Origin of the sequence: Thalassotalea hakodatensis, from assembly GCF_030295995.1 — a bacterium.
Classification (GTDB): domain Bacteria; phylum Pseudomonadota; class Gammaproteobacteria; order Enterobacterales; family Alteromonadaceae; genus Thalassotalea_C; species Thalassotalea_C hakodatensis.
Genome location: NZ_AP027365.1, coordinates 2,441,752 through 2,464,192, shown reverse-complemented (window position 1 = coordinate 2,464,192; position 22,441 = coordinate 2,441,752). Strand labels below are relative to the sequence as shown.

General features: G+C 39.1%; 22 protein-coding genes and 5 tRNA genes. 15 read left to right on the top strand and 12 right to left on the bottom strand.

What is annotated here, in order from left to right; genetic code table 11:
* The gene (locus QUE72_RS10810; RefSeq protein ID WP_286268964.1) at positions 1 to 2,025 is read left to right on the top strand and encodes a transglutaminase family protein; all 2,025 of its coding nucleotides are present in this window, start codon (positions 1 to 3) and stop codon (positions 2,023 to 2,025) included.
* 55 nt (positions 2,026 to 2,080) lie between these two features.
* Here QUE72_RS10810 and infA read toward each other — a convergent pair whose 3' ends face one another.
* The 5 genes from infA to QUE72_RS10785 all read right to left on the bottom strand — a co-directional run bounded on the left by infA (position 2,081) and on the right by QUE72_RS10785 (position 5,511).
* Positions 2,081 to 2,299: a translation initiation factor IF-1 gene (gene infA, locus QUE72_RS10805; RefSeq protein ID WP_011043571.1), complete on the bottom strand. Its 219-nt coding sequence runs from the start codon at positions 2,297 to 2,299 to the stop codon at positions 2,081 to 2,083.
* Positions 2,300 to 2,380: 81 nt separating this feature from the next.
* Complete coding sequence (locus QUE72_RS10800; protein ID WP_074500491.1) at positions 2,381 to 3,085, bottom strand: arginyltransferase; 705 nt, start codon at positions 3,083 to 3,085, stop codon at positions 2,381 to 2,383.
* Between the two features lie 3 nt (positions 3,086 to 3,088).
* The gene (gene aat / locus QUE72_RS10795) at positions 3,089 to 3,805 is read right to left on the bottom strand and encodes a leucyl/phenylalanyl-tRNA--protein transferase (protein WP_286268962.1); all 717 of its coding nucleotides are present in this window, start codon (positions 3,803 to 3,805) and stop codon (positions 3,089 to 3,091) included.
* Between the two features lie 19 nt (positions 3,806 to 3,824).
* The gene (gene trxB, locus QUE72_RS10790) at positions 3,825 to 4,772 is read right to left on the bottom strand and encodes a thioredoxin-disulfide reductase (protein WP_286268960.1); all 948 of its coding nucleotides are present in this window, start codon (positions 4,770 to 4,772) and stop codon (positions 3,825 to 3,827) included.
* A gap of 157 nt (positions 4,773 to 4,929) precedes the next feature.
* On the bottom strand, positions 4,930 to 5,511 hold the full coding sequence (locus QUE72_RS10785) for an AAA family ATPase (protein ID WP_074500498.1): 582 nt from the start codon (positions 5,509 to 5,511) through the stop codon (positions 4,930 to 4,932).
* Positions 5,512 to 5,850: 339 nt separating this feature from the next.
* On the opposite strand from QUE72_RS10785, the gene QUE72_RS10780 reads away from it, so the two are divergent.
* The 4 genes from QUE72_RS10780 (at position 5,851) to QUE72_RS10765 (ending at position 7,845) form a co-directional block, all read left to right on the top strand.
* A complete protein-coding gene (locus tag QUE72_RS10780) occupies positions 5,851 to 6,291 on the top strand; it encodes an SRPBCC domain-containing protein (RefSeq protein WP_074500500.1) in 441 nt (146 codons plus the stop codon).
* Positions 6,292 to 6,606, top strand: coding sequence for an ArsR/SmtB family transcription factor (locus QUE72_RS10775; RefSeq protein ID WP_074500503.1), 315 nt, complete (start codon positions 6,292 to 6,294; stop codon positions 6,604 to 6,606). It abuts the gene before it with no gap.
* Between the two features lie 61 nt (positions 6,607 to 6,667).
* Entirely contained in the window at positions 6,668 to 7,369 is a 702-nt protein-coding gene (locus tag QUE72_RS10770; protein WP_286268956.1) for an SIR2 family NAD-dependent protein deacylase, read from the top strand.
* A gap of 92 nt (positions 7,370 to 7,461) precedes the next feature.
* The gene (locus QUE72_RS10765) at positions 7,462 to 7,845 is read left to right on the top strand and encodes a glutaredoxin family protein (RefSeq protein ID WP_074500508.1); all 384 of its coding nucleotides are present in this window, start codon (positions 7,462 to 7,464) and stop codon (positions 7,843 to 7,845) included.
* On the opposite strand, the gene QUE72_RS10760 is transcribed toward QUE72_RS10765, so the two are convergent.
* Both QUE72_RS10760 and metG read right to left on the bottom strand, forming a co-directional pair.
* A complete protein-coding gene (locus QUE72_RS10760; protein WP_286268954.1) occupies positions 7,832 to 8,260 on the bottom strand; it encodes a GNAT family N-acetyltransferase in 429 nt (142 codons plus the stop codon). The two genes, QUE72_RS10765 and QUE72_RS10760, sit on opposite strands and share 14 nt — an antisense overlap.
* Positions 8,261 to 8,391: 131 nt before the next feature.
* Positions 8,392 to 10,428 carry a methionine--tRNA ligase gene (gene metG, locus QUE72_RS10755; RefSeq protein ID WP_286268953.1) on the bottom strand — a complete coding sequence of 679 codons (2,037 nt, stop codon included), beginning with the start codon at positions 10,426 to 10,428 and terminating at the stop codon, positions 8,392 to 8,394.
* Positions 10,429 to 10,584: 156 nt separating this feature from the next.
* Here metG and apbC point away from each other — a divergent pair, with 156 nt between their 5' ends.
* Together apbC and dcd are read left to right on the top strand one after the other, a co-directional pair.
* Complete coding sequence (apbC, locus tag QUE72_RS10750; RefSeq protein WP_286268952.1) at positions 10,585 to 11,682, top strand: iron-sulfur cluster carrier protein ApbC; 1,098 nt, start codon at positions 10,585 to 10,587, stop codon at positions 11,680 to 11,682.
* 123 nt (positions 11,683 to 11,805) lie between these two features.
* On the top strand, positions 11,806 to 12,402 hold the full coding sequence (gene dcd, locus QUE72_RS10745; protein WP_286268951.1) for a dCTP deaminase: 597 nt from the start codon (positions 11,806 to 11,808) through the stop codon (positions 12,400 to 12,402).
* An 8-nt stretch (positions 12,403 to 12,410) separates the two neighbouring features.
* Here dcd and QUE72_RS10740 read toward each other — a convergent pair whose 3' ends face one another.
* On the bottom strand, positions 12,411 to 13,325 hold the full coding sequence (locus QUE72_RS10740; protein WP_286268949.1) for a gluconeogenesis factor YvcK family protein: 915 nt from the start codon (positions 13,323 to 13,325) through the stop codon (positions 12,411 to 12,413).
* 339 nt (positions 13,326 to 13,664) lie between these two features.
* Between QUE72_RS10740 and QUE72_RS10735 the strand changes: the two genes are divergently transcribed.
* From QUE72_RS10735 to QUE72_RS10715, 5 genes are all read left to right on the top strand, one after another.
* Positions 13,665 to 13,740: transfer RNA gene (locus QUE72_RS10735), tRNA-Ala, on the top strand.
* A gap of 68 nt (positions 13,741 to 13,808) precedes the next feature.
* Positions 13,809 to 13,884 (top strand) — tRNA-Glu (locus QUE72_RS10730).
* Positions 13,885 to 14,102: 218 nt separating this feature from the next.
* Positions 14,103 to 14,178: transfer RNA gene (locus tag QUE72_RS10725), tRNA-Glu, on the top strand.
* A 178-nt stretch (positions 14,179 to 14,356) separates the two neighbouring features.
* Positions 14,357 to 14,432 (top strand) — tRNA-Glu (locus QUE72_RS10720).
* A 130-nt stretch (positions 14,433 to 14,562) separates the two neighbouring features.
* Positions 14,563 to 14,638, top strand: a tRNA-Glu gene (locus QUE72_RS10715).
* Positions 14,639 to 14,725: 87 nt separating this feature from the next.
* On the opposite strand, the gene QUE72_RS10710 is transcribed toward QUE72_RS10715, so the two are convergent.
* The gene (locus QUE72_RS10710; RefSeq protein WP_286268946.1) at positions 14,726 to 16,309 is read right to left on the bottom strand and encodes a cation:proton antiporter family protein; all 1,584 of its coding nucleotides are present in this window, start codon (positions 16,307 to 16,309) and stop codon (positions 14,726 to 14,728) included.
* A gap of 14 nt (positions 16,310 to 16,323) precedes the next feature.
* Positions 16,324 to 16,941: an arylesterase gene (locus tag QUE72_RS10705; RefSeq protein WP_286268942.1), complete on the bottom strand. Its 618-nt coding sequence runs from the start codon at positions 16,939 to 16,941 to the stop codon at positions 16,324 to 16,326.
* Here QUE72_RS10705 and QUE72_RS10700 point away from each other — a divergent pair.
* From QUE72_RS10700 to QUE72_RS10690, 3 genes are all read left to right on the top strand, one after another.
* The gene (locus QUE72_RS10700; RefSeq protein ID WP_286268940.1) at positions 16,940 to 17,677 is read left to right on the top strand and encodes an ABC transporter ATP-binding protein; all 738 of its coding nucleotides are present in this window, start codon (positions 16,940 to 16,942) and stop codon (positions 17,675 to 17,677) included. The genes QUE72_RS10705 and QUE72_RS10700 overlap by 2 nt on opposite strands.
* Positions 17,678 to 17,679: 2 nt before the next feature.
* Positions 17,680 to 20,232, top strand: coding sequence for an ABC transporter permease (locus QUE72_RS10695; RefSeq protein ID WP_286268938.1), 2,553 nt, complete (start codon positions 17,680 to 17,682; stop codon positions 20,230 to 20,232).
* A 106-nt stretch (positions 20,233 to 20,338) separates the two neighbouring features.
* Entirely contained in the window at positions 20,339 to 21,394 is a 1,056-nt protein-coding gene (locus QUE72_RS10690; RefSeq protein ID WP_286268937.1) for an AI-2E family transporter, read from the top strand.
* Here QUE72_RS10690 and QUE72_RS10685 read toward each other — a convergent pair.
* Both QUE72_RS10685 and QUE72_RS10680 read right to left on the bottom strand, forming a co-directional pair.
* Positions 21,391 to 21,870: a DUF2947 domain-containing protein gene (locus tag QUE72_RS10685; RefSeq protein WP_286268934.1), complete on the bottom strand. Its 480-nt coding sequence runs from the start codon at positions 21,868 to 21,870 to the stop codon at positions 21,391 to 21,393. The two genes, QUE72_RS10690 and QUE72_RS10685, sit on opposite strands and share 4 nt — an antisense overlap.
* A gap of 138 nt (positions 21,871 to 22,008) precedes the next feature.
* Positions 22,009 to 22,398: a ComEA family DNA-binding protein gene (locus QUE72_RS10680; RefSeq protein ID WP_286268931.1), complete on the bottom strand. Its 390-nt coding sequence runs from the start codon at positions 22,396 to 22,398 to the stop codon at positions 22,009 to 22,011.
* Positions 22,399 to 22,441 lie beyond the last annotated feature (43 nt).

Here is a 22,441-nt window from a genome sequence, read left to right as displayed (position 1 = left end):
ATGTTTTCGAAAGATAACAAAAAACAGATGCCGGTGTTTGCATCGAATTGGTTACTTTTGTTACCTGTATTGAATTTATCGTTGTTACTGACTGAATTATCACAATGGTTCATTGCGATGGCGTTAATAACGTTGTTGTGGCAGTGGGCCATTCATCGCAACATTATGGCTATTGGCAAAGGTTGGATCAAAGTTATTATTGCTATTGCTGGTTGTGTATTATTAGTAATGACAGGTAAAGCCATTGGCTTACTTTCTGCTATGTTGCATCTATTGTGCCTTTCCTACTTATTAAAACCTTTAGAATTAAAGAAACGCTATGACATATACCAATGGTTTTTAATTGGCTTGTTATTGATGTGTTGCTCATTAATTTTTCAGCAATCCATTTACTTTTCCTTACTGGTGCTGGTTGTTTTTATAGCCAACCTTATGTTTTTAAATAGTTTATTTAGCCCGTTATCGCCGGTTAATAAGCAGTTGAAGTTTTCACTAAAGTTAGTGGCGCAAAGCTTGCCATTAGCGGTGTTGTTATTTGTAATATTTCCTAAAATTCCTCCTTTTTGGCAAGTACCACAATCAAAAGGCGTTGAAACTGGCTTGAATGATTCATTGAAAATAGGGGATATCGCGAAGCTAGCATTATCTAATGATTTAGCGTTCAGGGTTGAGTTTTCAACTGATGTGCCAGATTATCAACAGCTGTATTGGCGCGCTATAGTGTTAGATACCTTCGATGATCAACAATGGAATAGAAAATACCAACAAGTAGCGAATATTAAGCAATATCAACAAGTGCCTAGAAAGCGTTTGAAATACTCAGGTGAAGATCAACTAGTCACGTATCAAGTGATATTAACGCCAAGTTTTCAGCCCTGGTTATTTTTATTAGATGTGGGACAGTTGAATCGCAACCGCGACACAGAACACCTTGCTACCTTACGTGATTATTCCGTGTATTCACCGCGCAAAATAACGCGGCCAATATCATACCAAGTAACGAGTAACTTAACTCAACCTTTAACACTGTACCAAAATGCATCGGTGCTTCAGGGTAATTTACGCATTGATAGCAATAGTAACCCTAAGCTCTTTAAGTTCGGGCAAACGTTAAAAGAAAATGCATTAAATGCGCAAAACATTATTGATTCGACACTTAAACACTATCGAAATAACCCTTTTAGATACACATTAGAGCCGCCTTTATTAACCAATAATTCATTAGATGAATTCTTTTTTAACACCCAAGCGGGCTTTTGTGAGCATTATGCGAGTAGCTTTACCTATTTGATGCGTGCGGCAGGTATACCGGCTAGGGTGGTTTTAGGGTATTTAGGAGGGGAGTTAAATAAACAAGGCGGATATTTTAGTGTGTATCAACGTGATGCCCATGCATGGAGTGAGGTTTGGTTAGACGGTAAAGGTTGGGTTAGAGTTGACCCAACCGCGGCAGTAGATCCTAGCAGAGTAGAGCAAGGTTTTTCGTCACAGTTATTAAAAGAACGTGACCAATTAGCTGGTTTTGATATGTCGACATGGTTACAAGCAGGTCTCTTGCAAACGGTACAGTTATATTTAGACACCATTGACTATCAATGGACAAAGTTTGTCATTAATTATTCAACTGAGCAGCAATTTAAGCTTTTAAAATCATGGTTTGGTCAACACGTCACCCTCAAAGTAGTTGTTGTGTTGTTGGCAGCCTTATCATTGATTGTCGCCTTGTTTTTTCTTACGCGTTGGTTAAGAAGGTTAACCGGGAATGTGAATTCACCAGCTTTAAGAGTTTATAAAGCTGCCTGTCAACATATTGAAAAAATGGGGGTAACGCGCAACCTTCAAGAAACTGATCAGCAATATATTTCACGTGTTAAAAAGGTAAGCGTCGTTGCTTCAGTTGAACTAGCTGCTATTCTCACTTTATATAACCAATATGTTTACGCTAATAAAAGACACAGTAGTATCATCAATGCGTTAAAGAAACGTTTAACAAAATTGAAAAAGTGTAAGAAAGCGAGAGTTTGATAGATAAAAATAAAGCCCCATGAAGGAGCTTTATAAACATTCTTTTGTGGTAAATTTATCGAGCACGGAAAATAATACGGCCTTTCGATAAGTCGTACGGTGTTAATTCCACGGTAACTTTATCGCCAGTTAAAATACGGATGTAGTTCTTACGCATTTTGCCTGAAATGTGAGCTGTAACTACGTGTCCATTTTCTAATTCAACACGGAACATAGTGTTTGGTAAGGTATCTAAAACCGTACCTTGCATTTCAATATTTTCTTCTTTCGCCATTGGGCGTTAAACCTCTAATTTGTGCATTGATAAAAAAGCTGCGCAGATCATGCACAAATGTTCCGCTAAAGTAAAGCTATACTATGATTTATTTATCGTTTGCCAACGATTATTTCGTAATATCTGGTGTGGAAAGTAGCGATTTTTGTAATTCATTTTTTGACAGTCATCAATTTGATAGCCGAGATACAAATAAGGCTTCTTATATGTCTTTGCAACTTGCACTTGGTTTAATATGGAAAAATTACCAATGCCCGATGCGCGGTATTTTGGGTGATAGAATGTATAAACTGCTGATAACCCATCAACTAATACATCAGTAACGGCAACGCTTACCAGCGTATCGTCATGCCAAAGCTCAATGAATAATTGCTGACATAACTGTGATGATAGAAACGATTCAAACTGTGATTTACTTGGCGGGAACATCGCACCGTCATAATGAATTTCGTTAATGTATTTTTCATAGAGTGGGTAGTAAAAGTCTTGTAACTTATGATTAATAACCACTTCGAGATGTTTATTTTTTTTCAGCAGTCGCTTTTGGCTTTTTGTTGGTGTGAATTCTGCGGTAACCACACGTAGCGATTGACAGGCATTGCAATGTTCACAATAGGGTCGGTAAATTTGATCGCCACTACGGCGAAAACCTTGATGCATAAGCCAAGTGTATTTATCACTGGTTTGCAATCGTTCGTCAACAGCAATCAGCAATCGTTCTTCTTGTTCAGGTAAGTAATTACAAGGAAATGCTTGGCTTACCCCAAGTTGGTAACTAGTATTCATAAATTACAGTATAGACAAGGAAATTGTTCTTGGTTGCCAAAAATCTTTCGTTACTTTGCGTTGTTTTTCAATTGATTGTTGTTGTAAAAAAGCAGCGCGTGATACTTCTATACAGCCCATGTCGGCTAAAAAGGGATTCAATAATTGGCAGTCGATAAAAGCAACGTTTTGAGCATTTAGCAGTTGAGCTAACGCCACAAGTGCGACCTTAGATGCATTGCTCTTGGTATAAAACATCGATTCACCAGAAAAGTATCCACCTATGGCAACACCATATAAACCGCCTACCAGTTCATCTTCTTGCCAAACTTCTATTGAATGAGAGTCACCTTGTTGATGTAAGTTGATATATCCTTGCTTCATTTCCTCGACAATCCAGGTTTCATCATCACGAAATGGCGCATCGGCACAAAAATTAATGACTTCTTCAAACGCGCGGTTAACGGTCACGGTGTAAGGACATTTTTTGATAAACTTTCTTAATGTGCGATTAATATTTAGGTGAGCAATTGGAATGATGGCTCTCGGGTTAGGTGACCACCATAAAATAGGATCAGCTTCACTGAACCAAGGAAATATACCAGCACTGTATGCACTTAACAGCCTTTGTGGGCTTAAATCTCCCCCTATTGCTAGCAAACCGTTAGGATCATGCAAAGCGTTTTCTGGGGGAGGGAATGAGAGGCTTCCTAACTCAAGCCATGGAATAGCCTCTGACATAAAATCAAATAACCGTTGGTTATTTCGCGTCTAAATAACGTTCAGCGTCAAGTGCAGCCATACAACCCGCACCCGCTGATGTAATCGCCTGACGGTAGATGTGATCTGCTACATCACCAGCGGCAAACACACCTTCGATACTGGTTTGTGTTGCATTTCCAGCCGTTCCACTATTAATGGTTAAGTAACCATCTTTCATGTCTAACTGGCCTTTAAAAATATCGGTGTTTGGTTTGTGGCCAATCGCGATAAAAACACCTGAAAGATCGAACACTTCGGTGGCATCTGAGGCAGTATCTTTAATACGCACGCCTGTCACACCCATTTGGTCACCTAATACTTCATCTAATGTACGGTTTACATGTAGAGTAATGTTACCGTTTTTCACTTTTTCCATTAAACGATCCGTTAATATTTTTTCTGAACGGAAAATATCACGACGGTGAATTAAATGTACTTCTGATGCGATGTTTGACAAGTATAGCGCTTCTTCAACCGCTGTATTACCACCGCCAACAACTGCAACTTTCTGGTTTTTATAGAAAAACCCGTCACAGGTTGCACAGGCAGAAACACCTTTACCCATGAAAGCTTCTTCAGAAGGTAAACCAAGATATTGTGCAGAAGCACCGGTACAAATGATTAATGCATCACAGGTATATTCGCTGCTGCCCGATAATTTAAATGGGCGAGAGTTAAGGTCGACTGATTCAATATGATCAAAGATAATTTCAGTATCAAATTTTTCAGCATGCTTTTGCATACGTTCCATTAATGCTGGGCCTGTTAAATCATCAGCGTCACCAGGCCAGTTTTCAACATCAGTTGTTGTGGTTAATTGACCGCCTTGTTGCATGCCTGTGATCATCACAGGGTTTAAATTTGCACGCGCAGCATATACAGCAGCAGTGTAACCAGCAGGGCCTGAACCCAAAATGAGTAATGGGCAATGTCTTGCTTCGCTCATGAAAAACTCCAAATTAATTTAATGCGAATTGCTTTATAGTTGGGATTCTAAGGAAATATCTCAAGATGGTAAAATAACTTTTTAATAATTTATTTTTAACTTTTGTCTAATTTGCACGAAATTCTGTACATCATTTTCATTAAGATCATCTGTTAACTTAATAATGCTTATACTGGCCGATTACATTTTCAATGGTCATAATGCCGAACATCACTTTTCGAATAAACGATTCGGAGCTACCCACTAAGTTAAAGTTAGGATGCTGTGACCAAATAGCTTGTAATTTGCTGTCAAGATCGATAGCAGCTTGTTCAGATTCATTTCTTACTGGGTTATTGCTTCGAATACTTTCCCCTGACTTTGCTGCTGTTTCAAAAAATATTACCGCATCATAACGAGAAAACTCTTGGTCTAATGTAGTGTTCATTTGGGCGAAAAAATCTTGTTCGCCATCTGGCCAATATGCGAGTCCGTCAAGGCTGCCCCTATCACATAAAATAACACATTCTGGGAAAGTTGCTCTTTGTATATCTTCCAGCTGTTTTTGTAAGGTAAAAATCGCCGTTTGTTGATTGCGTAAAACGTTGTCATTTAAAGCGCGTTCAATACCGCCGCTAAACATCATGGTTGCGGCTTCAGGTACTGCAGCAATTTTACCGTTGAATTCTCTACGAATAAGGTCGAGAGCCGTGGTTTTTCCTCCGCCAGGCCCCCCTGTTAAGACTATCCGTTTTTTCATTGGCTTGGTTCCTTAATGATTGCTTTAAATCTATTGTTAATATTTGCAAGGTTGTCCGCTTCTAACAATCTGATAAACAATATGTTATTAAAGTGGTTACTTCAAATAGTTTTGCCTTGTATCGAAGCTTGGGTTGACTGAAAGTTCATAGTAATAATCGGCTGTTTTCCCCCTTCGAGCCTAAAGTTAAACGAAAACAATAGGCTATTTAACGTTTGTATATATCTTGTGTTTTTCAAATTGATTCTAAAACACAAATAAGCAACCATTTGGTTGCTTATTTGTGTTTGATCTGTTTTACTTAAGACGAATCATTGTACAAGTGCTAAGGAAAAAATAATGAAAAATACAATTAAACGTGAAATTATTGTTAATGCGACTCAAGAGAAAATTTATCACGCCATTGCAGAGCCAGAACAAGTAATAGCCTGGTTTCCGGATAAATTAACCGGTAATTACCGCGCTGGAGAACAAGCTATTTTTGATTTCTCTGAATGCGGTCAAAGTGCTCTCTATATTACGCAGGCTGATCCTTGTTCTTATTTTGCTTTTCGGTGGGTACCAGGAGAGAGTAATTTTGTCGGTGATGTATTAAGTGTACCTAATACCTTGGTGGAATTTCATATTCAAGAGCAAGAAGATGGTGTATGCAAAGTGATACTCACTGAATCTGGCTTTGACGAGTTACCTGTGGAACTTATTGAAAAATTTGTTAAACAAAACACAAAAGGATGGGAGCATATGATTGACAGATTAGTAAGCTACGTAGAAACTGCTTAAATGAATGAAGCAAATATTTATAAAGCGTTGGGTGACTCAACACGGCTAGAGATGATCAAGCGTCTTGCCAATGGTGAAAACTACACAATAGGTGAACTTTCAACAGATCTTGGTATTACACGGCAAGGGGCTAGAAAACAACTTCAAGTGCTGGTATCAGCCCACCTTGTTAGGCTTACACCGCAAGGACGTGAAACACAAGTGAACTTAGAATTGTCAACTTTAACAACCGCTAAGCAGTTTATTGCAACAATAGAGCAGCAGTGGGATCAACGCTTAGCTGCATTAAAAAACTTTGCAGAGAGTAAATCTTAACATTAGCTGTGTTTGGCAATACAATTTATGTTTTAAACTTGAGTTTGGTCGTAACGCTATAATGAAACAGAGTCGTAAAAAGGTTGTACTGCTTAGTGGTGCCGGTATGAGTGCAGAAAGTGGCATTAATACCTTTCGTGATGCGGATGGTTTATGGGAAGGCCACGATGTTATGTCTGTTGCCAGTATTGAAGGCTGGAATCAAAACCAATCATTAGTGCTTGATTTCTATAACCAAAGGCGTAAGCAACTAAAAGAAGTATTGCCTAATGATGGGCATATAGCACTTGCTAAAGCACAGCAGGCGGCTGATATTTCCATTATTACGCAAAATGTAGATGACCTTCACGAGAGAGCTGGCAGTGAGCATGTTATACATTTGCATGGTGAGTTAAAAAAAGCCCAAAGTACTTTGTATCCTGAGTATATATGCTCATGGGTGGACGATATTAAACTTGGCGATGCTTGTCCTCAAGGTGCTCAATTACGGCCTTTTATTGTATGGTTTGGCGAAGATGTTCCGATGTTGAATCAAGCGATTTCTCAGGTTGCTGCTGCTGATATCGTGATTGTTGTGGGTACTTCGATGCAAGTATACCCAGCAGCAAATTTAGTGAGCTTTGCCCCCGAGAAAGCTGAGATTTTCTACCTTGATCCTAAACCACAATTTAATAATGCTTTAAAAGCGCGAGAAAATCTTACCGTTATTGAGCAAACAGCGGCCGTAGGTTTACCAACATTATTAGCGACCATATTGCAATAACAAAAAGGGAGCTAATCGGCTCAAGTTTGTTGTTTATGGGCGTAGCTGATAGAATGCGCGCCTTTAAAATCAAACCAAAGGTTTTGCTATAGATGTTTATTTTACGATGGGTTATTGGCCGTATTATTTTATTTTTTGACTTTGTTTTTTCTCCGCGTTCGCCAAAGCTTACTTCGGCACAAAAGGCTGATATTGCACAGGCAACTGAAAATATGAGCCTTTATCAATTACCTGCTTGCCCATTTTGCGTTAAAGTTCGCCGTGCGATGAAACGTAACGGCATTGCCTTACCGCTACAGAATATAAATAAATCAGACGAAGCAAATCAAGCATTAATTGAACAAGGCGGTAAGCGTAAAGTACCTTGTTTACGGATTGAGCATGACAATAATTCGGTTGAATGGTTGTATGAATCAAATGATATCATTAATTACTTAACTAACCGTGTAAATAGCTCAGTTGTTAACGCTGAATAAACACCTGTAATAATGGTTGTTTTTGTTGGTAAATACGAAAGCGTGTTATCAACAGTTGATTAAGATGTTGCTCGATTTGTTGATTTAGCAGCATCGAAAACCCGGCCCTTCGATATAGATCCTTTAAGGACCTACTTGCAAAACACACGACAGTGTCGTGATTATGTACACAATGTTTAATAAGGTTCTTTGCTAGACCTTTGTTTCTGTGCTCAGTTGAAACAACCAATCCATGCAGCAAAGCTTGCTGATTCTGTTGAACGAGTTGAGAAACAATAACCGCAGCAATAATCTCACTGTGCTTATTATTAATGGTATAACACGTATCATATCCCATTAAACTCGCCGAATAACCTTGGGCTTTATAAAACCTATATAGCATTTTTTTATCGGTTTTATCTAGTTTGTGGATCATGCTGTTAGTTGCTAAATTAGCAGTTGTTTTCATATAGGGTTAAATTGTTTACTTGTAAACGATATTAACGAAAAAGGCGCTCGATGAGCGCCTAGTGTTTCTTCATGTATGTTAGCTCAACGAAGGTAAGCTTACTTAACACGCATGCCAGGTTGAGCACCATCTTCTGGGTTTAATATCCACAGGTCTTTACCCCCTGGGCCAGCAGCTAAGACCATGCCTTCTGACATGCCAAAACGCATTTTACGCGGCGCTAAATTAGCGACCATAACGGTAAGCTTACCCTCTAAATCTTCAGGTTGATATGCTGATTTTATACCAGCAAAAACTTGGCGGGTTTCGTTGCCATCATTATCGAGCGCTAATTCTAAACGTAAGAGTTTATCGGCTTTTTCAACGTGCTCAGCTTTCACTATTCTTGCAATACGTAAGTCAATTTTTGCAAAGTCATCAAACTGTATCTCGGGTGAAATAGGATCATCAGCTATTGGGCCAGTAACAACAGGTTTTGTTTCAGTTAGGTTTTCTTTTGATGCGGCTACCATTGCTTCTACTTTATCCATATCAACCCTTTGTAATAAGGCTTTAAATTTATTGATCTTATGGTTGGTTAACAATGTCTGATGACCATGCCATAAGAGTTCATCATTTAAAAATGCTTCAGTGCTTTCTGCAAGCTTTGGTAACACTGGTTTTAAATAAATCATCAGTGTTCGGAATAGGTTGATGCCTAGAGAACAAACATCGTGTACTGCTTGTTGTTTGCTTTCATCTTTTATCAACACCCACGGTTCTTTTACCGCGATATATTCGTTAACTTTATCAGCCAATGCCATGATTTCACGCATTGCTTTAGCAAACTCTCTGTTTTCGTAAAGCTCTGCCAGTCTATCACCTGCTGAGGTTACTTCATCTGCTAACGCTTGATCGTCAACATTTGCTGATAACATACCATCAAAACGTTTGGTGATAAAACTTGCACAGCGTGATGCAATGTTGACAACTTTACCAACAAGATCTGAATTTACCCGTTGTGCAAAGTCTTCTAAATTAAGATCTAAATCGTCAATACGGTTGGTTAATTTAGCGGCATAGTAATAGCGTAAATACTCTGGATTTAAATGTTCTAAAAACGTACGGCCTTTAATAAACGTACCCTTTGATTTAGACATTTTTGCGCCATTAACCGTGACAAAACCATGAGCAAAAACAGAAGTGGGTTTACGGTAGCCAGAACCTTCAAGCATTGCTGGCCAAAATAAACTGTGGAAATAGATAATGTCTTTACCAATAAAGTGATAAAGCTCAGCTTCAGAATCTTCTCGCCAGTATGCGTTAAAATCGATGTTTTCTTTATCACATAAATTCTTAAAGCTACCCATATAACCGATAGGTGCGTCTAACCAAACATAAAAGAACTTTCCTGGGGCATTTGGAATTTCAAAACCAAAATAGGGCGAATCACGGCTTATATCCCATTGCTGTAATCCTTGCTCAAACCATTCGTTAAGTTTGTTCGCCATTTCTTCTTGTAAAGAGCCACCAGTGGTCCAATCTTTTAGCATTTTCTCAAAGGCTGGTAAATCAAAGAAAAAGTGTTCTGAGTCTTTTAAAATGGGTGTTGCACCCGACACAACAGAACGAGGGTTAATTACCTCAGTAGGTGAGTAAGTAGCGCCGCAACTATCACAACTATCGCCATTTTCATCTTCACTTTTACAGGTAGGGCAGGTGCCTTTAACGAAACGATCAGGTAAAAACATGCCTTTTTCAGGATCATACAACTGTGAAATCGTGCGTGATTTAATATAACCGCTTTCATTTAGCTTATTATAAATCTCACTGGCAAACGCTCGATTTTCGTCGCTATGCGTTGAGTGGTAGTTATCAAAACTGATCATGAAATCACTAAAATCAGCCATATGCTCTTCACGCACACCCGCGATCATTTCTTCAGGGCTAACGCCAAGTTCCTGTGATTTTAACATTATTGGCGTACCGTGAGCATCATCAGCACATACGAAATATGTTTCGTGACCACGCATTCGTTGGAAACGAACCCAGATATCGGTTTGAATATGTTCTAATAAGTGTCCTAAATGGATTGAACCATTCGCGTACGGTAAAGCACAAGTAACAAGAATTTTGCGTTTATTTGGTGATTGCATATAGATTTCTAACTGAATTTAATTGTGACTAAAATTAGGTGGTAATTAAGGAAGGAATGGTACAGAATTTAATTGAATTTATCATTAACTAATATCGACAAATCTTGTATTTGTGAGATTTTCTTTCTTAAAACATAACAAAACGATAGTCTGATCATGTTTTCATCTTTATTTGGTTCGTCTGTACCTACTGAAACACGCGATAAAATCACTGAGTTTTTCAATCAATACCAAGAAGGTATATTCCCCGACGGCATTGCTAAATGTTGTAAAATCACAGAAATAGTCAAGGTTAAAAAAGATGTAGTTGTTGCCATAGAAGTGCCTTTCGCTTGTGATAGTGCGTTAGATCGATTCGCATCAAGTTTATTGGCGTATACTGATATTTCCATTTTGGTGAATAGCCAATTACAGGTGCAAATGATAAAGCGACACAATATTCAAGGGATAAAAAATATTATCGCTATTGCGTCTGGTAAAGGAGGCGTAGGTAAGTCAACCACAACGGTAAATCTAGCCTACGCATTGGCTGCAGAAGGTGCTTCGGTTGGCATACTCGATGCGGACATATATGGCCCGTCGATACCGAAAATGTTGGGTTTAGAAGGACAACCTGTCACTTCTCCAGATGGTAAAAAAATGTTACCACTAGAAACAAATGATATTGCCGCAATGTCGATAGGTTTTCTGGTTGAAGAAAAAGATGCCACCGTATGGCGAGGCCCAATGGCAAGCAGGGCGTTTAATCAGTTGTTGAATGAAACTGCTTGGCAAGATATTGACTATTTATTGATTGATATGCCACCGGGTACGGGGGATATTCAATTAACCCTTGCCCAACAAGTACCTGTAGCCGCATCAATTATTATTACAACACCACAAGATATTGCCTTAGCAGACGCTGTGAAGGGGATTGAAATGTTCAAAAAAGTGGATGTACCTGTGCTTGGTATTATTGAGAATATGAGTTACCACATTTGCCAACACTGCGGTGAAAAATCACAACTATTTGGCCATGGTGGCGGTACAATACTTAGCGATGAATTTTCCACACCCTTATTGGGACAGTTACCGTTAAATATCGATATTTGCCAATATGCAGATAATGGCAAATCACCATTAATTGAAAATAGCACTAGTGATATTGCGCAACAATACCGTAGAATAGCGGGCAACATTGCTGCTGAGCTTTATAAACAAAAATCAGAACAAAGTCCTGACAGCACCGAGTTATTTGTTAAACAAGTAGAATAGTTTTTACCTCGTTTTGTTTAATACGTCATGGTTCAGACTGTTTGCCTTTTTAACGGTAAATCATCAAAAAGTCGTTAGAAATAACATCATTGCAATTATTGAAAAAATAAGAAAGATAGCCCTATGAGATTGTGCGATAAAGATATTCAAGAATTACTAAAACAAGAAAGCATTATAATTTCTCCAATGCCAGATGAAAGTATGATATCAGGGGTAAGTGTCGATATTCGTTTAGGTAATGAATTTCGTGTTTTTCAAGATCACACTGCACCTTATATAGATTTGAGTGGGCAGAAAGAATCGGTACAAAAAGCCATGAATTCGGTAATGAGTGATGAAATTGTCATTCCTGACGGCGAAGCTTTCTTTTTACATCCAGGTGAGTTGGCGCTTGCGGTTACCCACGAGTCGGTAACATTACCTGATAATATAGTCGGCTGGCTTGATGGGCGTTCTTCGTTAGCGCGCTTAGGTTTAATGGTGCATGTTACGGCACATCGCATTGATCCAGGTTGGTCAGGGCAAATTGTTTTAGAATTTTACAACAGTGGTAAGTTACCGCTTGCGTTGCGGCCTAAAATGAAAATAGCCGCGCTTAATTTTGAAACTATGTCTGGTGCTGCGCTTCGCCCATACAATAAACGCAATGATGCCAAATATAAGGGGCAAATGGGAGCGGTAGCCAGTAGGATCAGTGAAGACGATAACTCAGCTAAATAATCGCTGAGTTAAGAGTTTACCACTTGTGTCAGCGTTGTTTCGGCTGATATATCAATACATTGTTGTAATGCGTTAAGTAGCTTTTCTTTATCATGATAATGAGCAACAGTTGTTGAAGCTAATTGACAGTTAATAGTAGGTAGAATTGATGAAGTAACACCTTCTGGCGCAATTACGCTATCAATCGGCATGCAACCGATATTATCTGTTAACCACGTTAATTTTTCATCAAGTGTTGCCTTTCCCGCTGGGCTAGCTTCTGCAACAATATTTTCAACAAATACACAATGTGCTTTGCTTTTGTTAATAGCATTCACAATATCACGCACTAAAAGTGGTGGCACTACACTGGTTAAAAAGCTGCCAGGACCAAGAATAATTAAATCAGCTTCTTCAAGCGCTTTTCTACCGCTGCTTAATGTTTTAACCAGAGGAGCCAACATTAGGCTTTTTGGCATCACTGGCATGTCATCAACTGAAAGTTCGCCGACACGACATCGACCTTCAGGATAAAAGGCCATTAAATCGGTAGGGGTTTCAGACATGGGTAAAACAGGTGTTTTTACCCTTAATAAGCGTCTTACTAGTTTGATTGAGTCTAAGGGTCTAGATTGAATTTGACCCAGACCAAATAAGATTAAGTTACCTAAGTTATGACCGCCAAGTTCGTCTTGCCCATCGAAGCGAAAATTAAACAGTTGACTGCCAATAGAATCCTCATCGACTAACTGAGTTAAGCAATTGCGTAAATCTCCCCATGCTATCGAACTACTGCGTTTACGTAATCTACCAGTAGAACCGCCATTATCTGTTGTTGTTACAATACCTGTAAGATTTTTTTCTAGAAAAGATAAACAAGAAAGCACACGACCAAGACCGTGCCCACCTCCAATCGCAACAACTTTAGCATTTTTTAGTAGCATGAAAGATTCTAATATTTTACCTGAGCCCCTACCATAGCTATTTTTCAGAGAAAAATAAAGTCACCAGTTAAGTACCTCGACATTTATTTTAGCTTCGAAGCTCATTCAATAGGGTATTAACGGAAATATCATCATTAACCTGTTGAATATATAAAAAATAGTCAAGTTGATGCTTATCTAGCCACTTAAACATAAATCAGCAAAAAAATAGCGTAAACACTAAATTAAAGGTTGACAGTTAATAGGGGGGTGCCTAAAATGCGCCTCGCTTTCAACGAGTAGAACTCTACACGTTGATGTCTATAATATAAGCACTAGGCCGTTTATATTCTAGCTAGCGGGGCTATAGCTCAGCTGGGAGAGCGCTTCGCTGGCAGCGAAGAGGTCTGCGGTTCGATCCCGCATAGCTCCACCAAAATTTAAGTGTTAGGTAACTTGTTACCTGGCGCTGAAAAAGAAAAGTATAGCTTTTCGAAAATCAGCGTCCCTATCGTCTAGAGGCCTAGGACACCGCCCTTTCACGGCGGTAACAGGGGTTCGAATCCCCTTAGGGATGCCACATTTAACTATGACTGTAACAGGGCATAGTGAAGGGTAAAGTAATCTAGGTCTTACTTTATACCTTGGTCGAAAGACTGAAACTGATTGACACTGGTTGTTGTAAGATAATCAGTTGAGGGTAACCTCAAAAAGATTTGTTTGTGCATTGTATTAAACGAAACACTGTTTAATGTAAACACAAGGTTATTGAAAGTAATTTCAATAAACAAATTTTGTGTCCCTATCGTCTAGAGGCCTAGGACACCGCCCTTTCACGGCGGTAACAGGGGTTCGAATCCCCTTAGGGATGCCACATTTAACTATGACTGTAACAGGGCATAGTGAAGGATAAAGTAATCTAGGTCTTACTTTATACCTTAATCGAAAGATTGAACGAATACCGTTAAATCATGCTGATGAAAATCATCATTGTATTTAACAAGCGATAAAGGCTGTCAACCTTTGCGCTGAAACGCATTAGCAGTTTTAGTGTCCCTATCGTCTAGAGGCCTAGGACACCGCCCTTTCACGGCGGTAACAGGGGTTCGAATCCCCTTAGGGATGCCACATTTAACTATGACTGTAACAGGGCATAGTGAAGGGTAAAGTAATCTAGGTCTTACTTTATACCTTGGTCGAAAGACTGAAACTGATTGACACAAGGTTATTGAAAGTAATTTCAATAAACAAATTTTGTGTCCCTATCGTCTAGAGGCCTAGGACACCGCCCTTTCACGGCGGTAACAGGGGTTCGAATCCCCTTAGGGATGCCACTTCTTAGAAGTACAAAAAAACCAGCTTATGCTGGTTTTTTTGTACTTGGAAGTTAATTAATATTAACTTCCTTAACCACTTATTGTCTATGTTGAAAGCTCGTTAGAGGTATTAAACAGGCTGATACTTTCTTCAGCAAAACCAACGCCAGCTTCACTGTAAAAGTTAAAGACTTTATCTACACCGAATTCTTCTAATGCGCTACGTTCATCATCATACCGTGCAATAGCGGCAATTTTTCCCTGATAGTTTGCATGCTTTAACTGTACAGTTATATTCATGATGTCTTGTACAGAAGGTAGTGCAAGCAATACAAGTTTGATCTTAGCTAAGTCCATATTTTCCCAAAAGTCTGCATCTTCCGCATCTCCCTGGAAGACCTGAACGCCATTTTCAGCCAGTAAGTCAATTTTAGTTTTATCGGTGTCCAATCCCCATGCTTGATTAGGGTGCTGAGTATTTAAGGCTCGGTAAGCACCCATGCCAACACGGCCCATACCAATGATAACAATAGGCGCATCACATGGTTGAATAAAGCTATCTTCAGGTAACTTTTCTGGTTGTTGGTAGCGACAAATACTTGTTTTATGATTTGCATAAAACTCATGGGCAAAATTGTAAAGTACATTGGTAATAACAAATGAAATCGACACCGCTAATGCAAGGATCACTAGCCATTCTTTTGGTAGCCAGCCAGCGCTGGTACTTAACGAAGCAACGATTAACCCGAACTCACTAAAGTTACCTAATGCTAATGAAGATAAGAATGCAGTGCGCGCGCGTAGTTTAAGTTTGATAAATAAGAAAAAGAATAACGCAAACTTTAAAGGCAGCATTAAAGTCAGCACGCCTGCAATAGCTAACATTTCCCAGGTGGGTAATGCAGTAAAGCCAATCGACAAAAAGAAACCAATTAAGAAGATATCTTTAAAACTCATTAATGACTTTGTGATCTCTGTCGCTTTTACATGGCTCGCTAAATACATACCAGCAAGAAGAGCACCTAAATCACCTTTAATTTTTACAAGTTCAAAGAGCTCATAGGCACCAAAAGCTAAGAAAAAACCGGTAAGGGGAAGTAATTCACCATGCCCAACCTTAGAAATTACACGGTTTATTAATGGCTTCATCGGAATTAAAAGTAATAGTAATAGGGCCCAAACTGTGGGTATTTTACCGGTAGCAGCAACAAGAAAGCCAACGGCGACAATATCTTGCATTACTAATATACCAACGGCTAACTTGCCGTGACGAGTTTTCATTTCACCGTGATCTTCAAGTAGTTTAACCACACAAACAGTGCTACTAAAAGAAAGCGCGAAAACAACCAAGGCTGCTATTTGGTAATCTGCATCAGCGAAGAAGGTAACAGAAAGTAAGGCAAGTAGTTTAAAGCTGGCAATACCAACGACCATCCACACTAACGTATGCGATAAACTGCCCGCCCAAACTTCTGCTTTGATTAAGTCTTTTATGTTTAATTTTAAACCAATGGTAAAAAGCATTAATGTAATGCCGATATTCGCGAGTGTTAACACTAAGTCATCCGCTTGATAACCGAGGAAATGTAAAATAAACCCCGCTAATAAATAACCAATTGACGGTGGTAAGGTAATAACTTTTGCAGCAAAACCGCAAAGAAAGGCAAATAAAATCCAGATAAATTCCATTCAATATTACTCGTTTATTTCATAAGGTTTTTAAGTTGTTCAGCAACATAATCAGCAATGATCGGTTGTGCTTTTACATTAGGGTGTATACCGTCTTGCATCATCAACTCTGGATTTAGCGCGACTTGTTCCATAAAAAAAGGTAATAATGTTGCGTTGGTTTCTGCTGCCACTTCTTTAAATACGGCTTCAAACATTTTGTTATAACGTGGTCCATAGTTAGGCGTGATCTTAATTTGCATCAAAGTAACGGGAATGTTTTTCTCTTGTGCTATTTTAACCATTTGTAACAAATTATTTTTTATCGCTTCAGGTTTGTAACCCCGTAAGCCATCATTGCCACCTAATTCAATAATTAGGTGATCAATGCTATTTTCCGCTAAAATGCCCGGAAGGCGAGATAAACCGCCACTCGTTGTTTCACCGCTTATGCTAGCATTAAGAATTGTGTACGGTGCGTTTTGTGTTGCTAGCTTTTGATTCAGTAAATGCACCCAACCTTGATGTTGTTGCATCCTGTAACTTGCACTGACACTATCACCTAAGAGTAAAATAGTGTTAAATGCTTGAGCTTTTGATCCAATGATTAAAGAAAATAGTATTAAGTAAATAAAAAGTAGGTAGTTTTTCATGCAGGTAAATTCCGAAACAATTCTCAAAGTTAATGCGCTGACCAAATCGGTTCAGTTAGAAGATAAATCATTATCACTTTTACAGCCAACCGAATTAACGGTTAATGCAGGTGAAACACTCGCAATTGTTGGTTCATCTGGTTCAGGTAAAACAACGTTGTTATCAATTTTAGCGGGGTTAGATTTACCAAGCTCAGGAGAAGTGTATCTTAAAAACCACCCGTTACACCAGCTTAATGAAGAACAACGTAGCCAGGTAAGGGCACAGCATGTTGGTTTTATTTTCCAGCAATTTCTACTCGTTAATAGCTTAACCGCTCTTGAAAATGTGATGTTACCTGCTGAACTTGCTAATACAGAAAATGCTGTTGAAAGAGGTAAAGCGTTATTAGCACAAGTAGGATTAGGCGATAGAATGGAACATTATCCTAGCCAACTCTCAGGTGGCGAACAGCAACGCGTTGCGATTGCTCGTGCTTTTATCACTGAGCCTGATATTTTATTTGCTGATGAACCTACTGGTAACCTTGATACAAAAACAGGGCTTACAGTTACTGATTTACTTTTTGCATTAAATGAAAAAACCGGTACTACGCTGGTGCTTGTTACGCATGATCCTAAGCTAGCTGCACGTTGCCAACGGCAAGTAGAAATGGATAGTGGTGTTTTAACAGATGCGCAAACGGATAGTGATTTTGTAGATAGATCGGCAGTTAACGTAGCGAACATGGGTTAATAATGACAAAAAATAATACTATTTGGATCAAACAATCACTGCGTTTATTAGATCATGAATTAAGACGTGGTGAGCTAACGATAATCTTTTTAGCTATCGTGTTAGCTGTTGCTACGGTGTTTTCACTAACCGGTTTTTCTGGGCAAATAAAACACGCGATTGTCGCAAACAGCACCAATACCATTGCTGCTGATCGCGTGTTTAGCGGAAATAGGCCTTTAGATGATAAATTTATTGAAAAGGCTAAATCATTGAATTTAGCTGTTGCCAAAAAAGTGTATACCGATTCCATGGTTTTTCATGGCGATAATATGATACTCAGTGAGCTTGATGCGGTGAGCGAAAATTACCCTTTAAGAGGTGAGTTATCCATTAAACGTTCCATTAACGGCGAGGAAGAAATTGTAGGTGGCCCGAAGCGTGGCGAACTTTGGGTAGAAAGAAGCTTATTAAGTCGGCTAGGGGTTAAAATTGGTGATACGGTAGAAATAGGTGTTGCGCCACTTACCATTGCTGGCGTTTTAGTGAATGTGCCCGATCGTTCATATCGCTTTTTAGTGGCAGGCCCTAGTATTATCATGCATGTTGATGACTTACCAGCAACAGAGCTTATACAACCCGGTAGTCGTATCTATCATGGTTATTTATTTGCAGGTGAACAAGACAATATTGAAGATTATGAAGAGTGGGTAAAGCCGCAGGTAAATGATACACAGCGCTGGTATGACGCTAAACGGGCGCAAAATCGCTTGTCAACAACCTTAGATAGTGCCGAGCGCTTTCTATCTTTAGCAAGTATGTTGGGTATCGTACTTGCGGCGGTAGCTGTTGCGGTAGCGAGTCGCCGCTATGGTCAACGTCATCAATCAGTAGTCGCTGTATTTCGGGCGCTTGGCGCAACCATGTCACATGTGAGAAACCTATATTGTTTACACTGGACATTATTAAGTGTGATCAGCATTGTTGTTGGTTTGTTACTTGGTTATATTTTGCTACTGTTAGGGGCTAATGCAATAGAAAGCTACTTATCTTTAGATAATACCCCTTTAACGTTTGTGCCATTTTTAACAGCGATTGTAACCGGCTTAATTTGTGCAGTTGCTTTTGCTATTCACCCGATAAAAGATCTTATTCAAACCTCGCCTTTATCGGTTATTCGTGGTTTTTCAGCGACAAAATTACCAAAATTTGGTAGTCATCAGCTTATTCCGTTAATCGCCTTGTTTGCGTTGCTGCTCATGTTTAGTGGCGATATTGTCATGAGTATATCGTTATTAGCGGGGGGCTTATTGGTATCAGCACTTTTATTAACGATTGGTCGATTAGTGATGAATGCTGGCCGAAGTGTGGGTACAAAAGCGGGTAAGTCATGGCATTTAGCGTTAGCGAATTTAAAACGTCGTGCCAATGAAAATAGTGTGCAACTTGTTAGTTTTACCATAGCGATTAAATTATTGTTATTAATCACGGTGATGAAAACATCGATTATCGATGAATGGCAATCACAATTTCCAGCAGATACGCCGAATCAGTATTTAGTCAATATTACTGAAGAACAAATAGCACCACTTCAAGCATTTACTGAAGAATACGATATTCCTCATCGAGGCTTTTATCCTGTTTATCGCGGGCGATTAACGGCTATCAATGGTGAACAAACGATTAGAGTTAAACGAGAAGATGAAGAGCAAGAGGTTAAACAAAGCGAAGAGAGCACCGAAGGTGAACAGGAAAGCGAAGGTCGCCGTGGTATGGGTCGTGAACTCGGGCTAACCTGGCGAGATGATGTGCCTTATCAAAATAAGATCATCGAAGGTAGCTGGTGGCAAGCTGAAGATATAACTCCACAAGTGTCAATTGAATCTGGCGTTGCAGAACGGTTAGCAATTAAATTGGGTGACGAGTTGTCGTTTGATCTTGGCGGCCGCACTTTTACAGTGTCTGTGACCAGCATTCGAGAAGTCGACTGGAAAACACGCCAATTGAATTTCATCATGGTATTTAACCAAGCTGTTTTTGCTGACTTTCCTTCAACATCAATTTCCGCCTGGAAAGTAGCGCCAGAGAAAAAGGATGCCTTTTATAATTTAATTGCTCAATACCCAACTATTTCAATGATCGATTTTGACGCAATTATGAAACAACTCAATGAGATGATTGAGCAAGTAACCATTGCGATAGAGTTGATTTTAGTGCTTGTGGTGCTCGCGGGTAGCTTGGTACTGGTTGCACAAGTGCAAGCAAGTATGGAAGAGCGAGAGCGTGAATTAGCCATATTAAGAACCTTAGGTGCAAAAGGTTCATTATTGCGTAATAGTATCTTATTTGAATTTGTTGCGTTGGGTGCTATTGCTGGTTTCATGGCAAGTGTCGGTATGGAGATCGGTGTGTTTATTTTACAAACACAAACTTTTGAGATGACACCCACGTTCCACTTTAGCTATTGGCTGGTGGGTATTTTATCTGGTGCTGCTTTTGTTGGTACTATTGGCATGTTAAGTTGTTGGCGACTGCTAAATCTTACCAGTGTTACGTTGATCAGACGAACAATGTAGCTCTGCTTTAATGCTATAAAAAGTATCGCTTTTTTTAATTCATTAGCGATACTTTTTCACCTTAATCAGTTATATTGCAAACACAAAAGTATAAGAAAAAGTGACTATGGGAATATCTCAACCAACCTCTGGCGTGCTAAAGGGCTTATTAATTACCGCGGCTTTATTTGTTGTGTTAGCAGGTTTGAAGTCTGCTTCTGTTATTTTAGTGCCGTTTTTATTATCGACCTTTATCGCCATTATTTGTAATCCATTGGTCTGTCGAATGGAGCGTTACAAAATACCCAAACCGCTAGCGGTGCTTTTGGTTGTAATAATCTTCGTTAGTATTGTTTTATCGTTAGCTGGACTAGTGGGGAATTCACTATCCCAACTTTCTGAAGAGATGCCTACATATCGAGAGCAACTTAATGAGCAGCTGGTATGGGTAGTAGAATACATCGCGCAATTTAACGTCATTCTGTCGAAAGAATTAGTCATGGAGCATGTTGATCCTTCAGCTGCTATGAGCCTTGCAGCTGATATGCTCAGCGGTTTAGGTAATGTGATGGCAAATTTATTTTTGATCATTATCACCGTCGTTTTTATGTTATTTGAAGCGCCATCAATGCCACATAAACTGCACGTAGCCCTTGATGATCCGCAAATGCGTTTAAAGCAAATTGGTAAATTTTTAACTTCCGTTAATGATTATTTAGCCATTAAAACCTTAGTGAGTCTCGCTACAGGCGTATGTGTTTCACTGATGCTTTGGACGTTTGGTTTAGATTTCCCTGTGCTTTGGGGAGTGTTAGCGTTTTTACTTAACTATATTCCTAATATTGGCTCTATCATTGCTGCTGTACCTACCATGTCATTAGCCGTGTTACAATTAGGCCCTGCGTACGCTGGTTTCATTGGTTTAGGCTATTTGCTGATTAATACGGTGATGGGAAATATCGTTGAGCCGCGTTATTTAGGAAGAGGCGTAGGTTTGTCTACGCTAGTGGTATTTCTTTCTTTAATATTTTGGGGCTGGTTATTGGGTACCGTTGGCATGTTATTGTCGGTACCATTAACGATGATCATCAAAATTGCCCTTGAAAGTACTAAAGAAGGAAAGTGGCTTGCGGTATTATTGTCAGGTGATGAAGTACAAGAGTCTGATGCTAAAACGGCTTAGTTTTTGGGCTTATCGCCATAGCGACATGTACCATTAGAATTAAACTGTACAGCTTGTTGACGTTTTTTCCCGATCAGCAAGCTGCCATCATCTAAGAATAAAAAATTTTTCCAGCACTGTTTAAACAATCCCCAAGTAGTTTCCAAGATACATTGACGATGTAAACAGTAATAGACCGTGGTATTTTCTTCCCAGTTTATATGTAGCAATAGTTCATCTGGCAAGCTTGGGTTATCACTTTCCCAACGAGACTCCCACGGTATATGTTGTGTTAAATGTTTTTCTTGCGTTGGCCAATCATGCTTAGTGAAAAGTTCAGGGTGAACAGCATTTTTACTGATAAAAGTATCCCAAAGTGTTGCTGACCTTTCTTCTGACATCGGCTTTATTTGAGCGAGTTGCTCTGCTGAAAGTGGCATGCTTTGATGACGAAAAATCCAAGCATGTTTAAATTGTTCAAGCGGTAAATGAGTCATGTAATCACAGGTAGACTAAAAAGTCGTAGTATAACAATGAAGTGGCAGTAAGGCATACTGTTTGGTTAAATAAAGCAAGTAATCATCGAACAATGGCTGTAGCATGACTACTTGCTTTGAATACCTAAACCGTCATGATTAAAGTGTTAGGTATGCTTGGTTATCAACCAATATTTTTTTACCAATGCCTTTCACATTGAGCAAATCATCTATAGATGAGAATTGACCAATTTGTTCACGATATAAAATAATCGCTTGCGCTTTTTTTGTACCTATACCTTTTAATGTTGATAGTTGCTGCACATCAGCATTATTTAAGGCGACTTTAGTCTCGATAGCTTGGTTTGTTGATGTAGGCTCTTTGCTAACAATATCGTCAGCAATGGTGTTGAACGACAATAATGCCGTCAGTATTACGAGTGTTTTGATTTTCATCATCATATCCTTGATGGTAATGTTAAGTCCAAATAAGTGCCAACCAATTCGGCACTTGGCATTATTTCTAGAAGTGAAAATCAACTTTGTCAAATTTTTCAGCTTCATCAACGTAACTATTTAGTTGATGCGAGGA